Here is a 3,439-nt window from a genome sequence, read left to right on the forward strand (position 1 = left end):
GGAACTGGAATCGGCCAAGGAACCTGAGCTAAAGCATGACAGCTCGACCAACGCGCTGATTAGAAGGTACCGCGCGCGGCGGAAGAGCTAGTGAGCTAACGATCGCTGCGGTTGCTGCGGTCGATATCTTCGTCATCAACGAAAGATATGATGGCCAACGCGATGAACACCCCAACCAGCTGAGGCGACGCCGGTAGAGTCGAGGCCCCCTGGCGTCGTTGATTCTTTTCAGTACAAATTGTAGTGTTCTAATACTAGTTCCGGCGCTCGTTCGCGCACTTTCACCGCGGGGAGAGAACGACATGTTCCTATTGAGACCGGCCCGTCCGGCATTATCCGGATCAATACTGGTTACGGCGATGATTCTGGCGACGGCGATCGTCGCCGGTCATTCCGTCGTTGCCGCGGACCAGGGCCCAATGCTGAAACTCAAGCCTGACAAGCACGACTTCGGCAAGGTCACCGCCACCGATGACAGTGCGCCGCTGACCGTGACGGTCACGAATAAATCCAGGTCGAGTGCGATCACCTTTACCAGTATCGTCGCCGCGGACACCTTCTCGATACAAAGCGACAAATGCTCCGGCTCGCCGCTGGCACCCGGCAGGTCGTGCAAGCTTGAGGTCGTGTTCCATCCGATGGTCAGCGGAAAGGTCAATGCCCCCGATGGCCTGACGTTTACCGACTCGGCACAGAACAGTCCCCAGAAAGTCGAGCTCGATGGTCAGGGAACAGTCGGCAGCTTCCTCTAGATTGCGGCGCCGATGCTCACTCCGCGAGGATTTCAAGATTCTGCTGTGCCGAACCTTCCACTGCCCTAAGTGAGATCGTGGAATCGAAAGTGGCCAGGCAGCCCTTCATCGACACCGACAGAGCTAACAGATAGACGTCAGTAAGCTGCCGATGGCCTTGAACGTGATTCCACCGGAAGCGTCCGGAATCACGCACGCTTACCGAGTCAGGCCAGAAAACATGAAGACGATCCGCGCAGAAGGTTCGCAGAGGAGCTGCTGCATCATCCAGCGTGGTGCGTTGGCCAGGATAGGACGCATTGGAGAGAATACGGACCAACGCGTTCTCGGTGAGCGGACAGGTAGCCCATTGGTATCTGCGATTTCGTCCGAACCATTGGTGAGCCGCCTCGTGATGCAAGTGCGCGGGATCGAATAGCGCAACCAGGACGTTCACATCGAGCAGAGCGATCACGGGCGCAGTCCCAATGCTTAAGTCTCGTCGCGGAGCCGATTGACAATTTCCGGCGTGACGAGCTGTGCACTCCGCTGCTTTGGCAGAACAGGCACGCCATTGCGCATTCGCGAAGAGCGGCTTCGCGGCGCCAGCGCTATGCGGGCAAGCTCGGAGAGAACGCGCCCAGCGGTAGTGCCTCGCTTTGCGGCGAGCTCCTTGGCGCTCTCGAGAACGTCCTCATCGATGTCCAAGGTGGTACGCACGTCCAGGATCATCACGCATCAAACATCAGATGTCAATGTTCCCCCTCCTTTGGCCATCCTCGAGACGATTCTGGCGACGGACGATCGTCGCCGGTCGTGTTTCATCTGCTGGTCACTGCAATCGCGGTGGACGCGTCGGAGTGGGGCGGGTAGAAGTAGCTGTCATGCCGCTCGACTCGTCACTTGTAGGAAGCACGGGAGCGCCAATCGTCAGTGAGATCGATTCGCGCTGGACGATGGCATATGCCGCCGCGCTCGGCGACGCGACGCCATGCTACATGGACACGGTTCGCGGCGTGATTGCGCATCCGCTGTTCCCGGTCTGCTTCGAATGGCCTGTGCAGGTCGCGATACGCGCGCAGTTCGAAAAATCCTCGCTCACGCGCGACGAGGCGATGCGCGGCGTGCACGCGACGCAGGAAACCGTGCTGTATCGCCCGATTCGGCCACCCGAGCGCCTGACTACGCAGCTGACGGTCGCGGGCGTCGAGCGGCGCAAGCCGGGCGCGTACATGGTCACGCGGCTGGACACCGTCGATGAGGCAGGCAAGCCGGTTTGCACGAGCTGGTACGGCGGGATTTACCGCGGCGTCGAGGTCAAGGGAGATGACGTTCCGCCGAAGCTTCCGCCGGCGCCAACAGAACCGCTGGTCGAGGAAGGCGAGCCGCTCTCGGAATGCCAGGTCGATGTGCCGGCGGGCATGGCACACATCTATACCGAATGCGCGCGAATCTTTAATCCGATACATACCGACGCGTCGGTGGCGCGCGCAGCGGGATTGCCGGAGATCATCCTGCACGGAACCGCGACGCTGGCGTTGGCGGTGTCGCGAATTATCGAGAGCGAAGCGGGCAAGGACCCTGCGCGTATCGAAAGAGTCGCGGCGCGTTTCGGCGCAATGGTAATGATGCCCTCGACGCTGACGGTGCGTGTCCTCGCGCGCGAAGGCGCGGCCGTATTCTTCGAGACGCTGAGCGGCGAAGGCCGGCTCGCGATTCGCGACGGCATCGTCGTGCTCCGCGCGTAGCTTCCCTCTTGCCTCGCCCCACGTGCGGGAAGCCCCGCCGCCGTGCTTCCGAGCGCGCCGGTGAGGGACCGAATTTTCCGAAGTTCGAATCAGAATGGATCAGAACTCGTCGGAGGGTTTTACTGCGCGGAACTGGATTAGGAGCAGGATGTCGTAGATCGTTTTGAGCGCGCCCGCGCAAATCAGCGGCCAGCCGAACGACGAATGATTCAGCATCGCGCCCGCCGGCAGCGGCGCAAGCGCTGACGCCAGGCTGCGCGGCACGTTCGTGACGGTCGCCGCGGCTGCGCGCTCCTCGGGCGGTACTACCGCCATCACGTACGACTGGCGCGCGGGAACGTCCATCTGCGACATCGACGAGCGGAGCAACAGAAATCCCATCGCGAGCGCCGGCGTCGGCACCAGTGCGGCGACTATCAACATTGCATTCGACGGCAGATGGCTGAAGACCATTGTGTTGATACGGCCGAAGCGCGCTGCGAGCGCCGCAGAAATAAACTGTGAAAACGATCCGAGCAATCCCGCCGCGAAGAAGAATGCGCCCGCCGTTTGAACCGAAAGATTGAAGCGGCGGAACAGCCATAGCGCCAGCAACGACTGGATCACGAATCCGCCGCCGAAAGAATCGATACTGAACAGCGCCGACAGCCGGTACACGATCGCGCGCGACTTCTCCAGCGGCGCGCGCTTGACGGGTTGCTGTTCGACTTCGATGTCCGGGGAAAGGCGCCGATAAAACGAGAACGCGATCAACGCGAGGATCGAGTACGCGACGAAGCCCGACCGCAGCGCCGGCGCGAGTGCCCATCCGTGGCGCGTCGGCCGCCCGGGCCGTAGACCGTGTTCCAGCTCCGGATGCCGTCCAGCGGATGGAAGAACGCGCCGATGCTCTGGATCTCGCCCTCCCGGCGGCGTGGTGCCTTGTGGTACCACAGCTCGTTGGCCAGGGCGACCGTGTAC

At 61.7% G+C, this 3,439-nt stretch carries 4 protein-coding genes; 2 read left to right on the forward strand and 2 right to left on the reverse strand.

Annotated features, from left to right (window positions below; genetic code table 11):
- The first annotated feature begins 359 nt into the window (after window positions 1-359).
- Entirely contained in the window at window positions 360-752 is a 393-nt protein-coding gene (locus VIW95_RS13170; RefSeq protein WP_331587228.1) for a hypothetical protein, read from the forward strand.
- Between the two features lie 16 nt (window positions 753-768).
- Here the strand turns inward: VIW95_RS13170 and VIW95_RS13175 are convergent, their stop codons facing one another.
- Entirely contained in the window at window positions 769-1,206 is a 438-nt protein-coding gene (locus VIW95_RS13175) for a TA system VapC family ribonuclease toxin (protein ID WP_331587230.1), read from the reverse strand.
- A gap of 409 nt (window positions 1,207-1,615) precedes the next feature.
- Between VIW95_RS13175 and VIW95_RS13180 the strand changes: the two genes are divergently transcribed.
- The gene (locus VIW95_RS13180; RefSeq protein ID WP_331587232.1) at window positions 1,616-2,479 is read left to right on the forward strand and encodes a MaoC/PaaZ C-terminal domain-containing protein; all 864 of its coding nucleotides are present in this window, start codon (window positions 1,616-1,618) and stop codon (window positions 2,477-2,479) included.
- A 99-nt stretch (window positions 2,480-2,578) separates the two neighbouring features.
- Here VIW95_RS13180 and VIW95_RS13185 read toward each other — a convergent pair.
- A partial coding sequence (locus VIW95_RS13185) for an MFS transporter (RefSeq protein ID WP_331587234.1) occupies window positions 2,579-3,439 on the reverse strand: 861 nt, incomplete at its 5' end.

Source organism: Binatus sp. (SeqCode) (assembly GCF_036522015.1).
Lineage (GTDB): Bacteria > Desulfobacterota > Binatia > Binatales > Binataceae > Binatus.

Bases quoted from the DNA above. Each gene is read 5' to 3' on its own strand.
- VIW95_RS13180 (WP_331587232.1), top strand. From the start codon at position 1,616: ATGCCGCTCGACTCGTCACTTGTAGGAAGCACGGGAGCGCCAATCGTC.
- VIW95_RS13170 (WP_331587228.1), top strand. From the start codon at position 360: ATGATTCTGGCGACGGCGATCGTCGCCGGTCATTCCGTCGTTGCCGCG.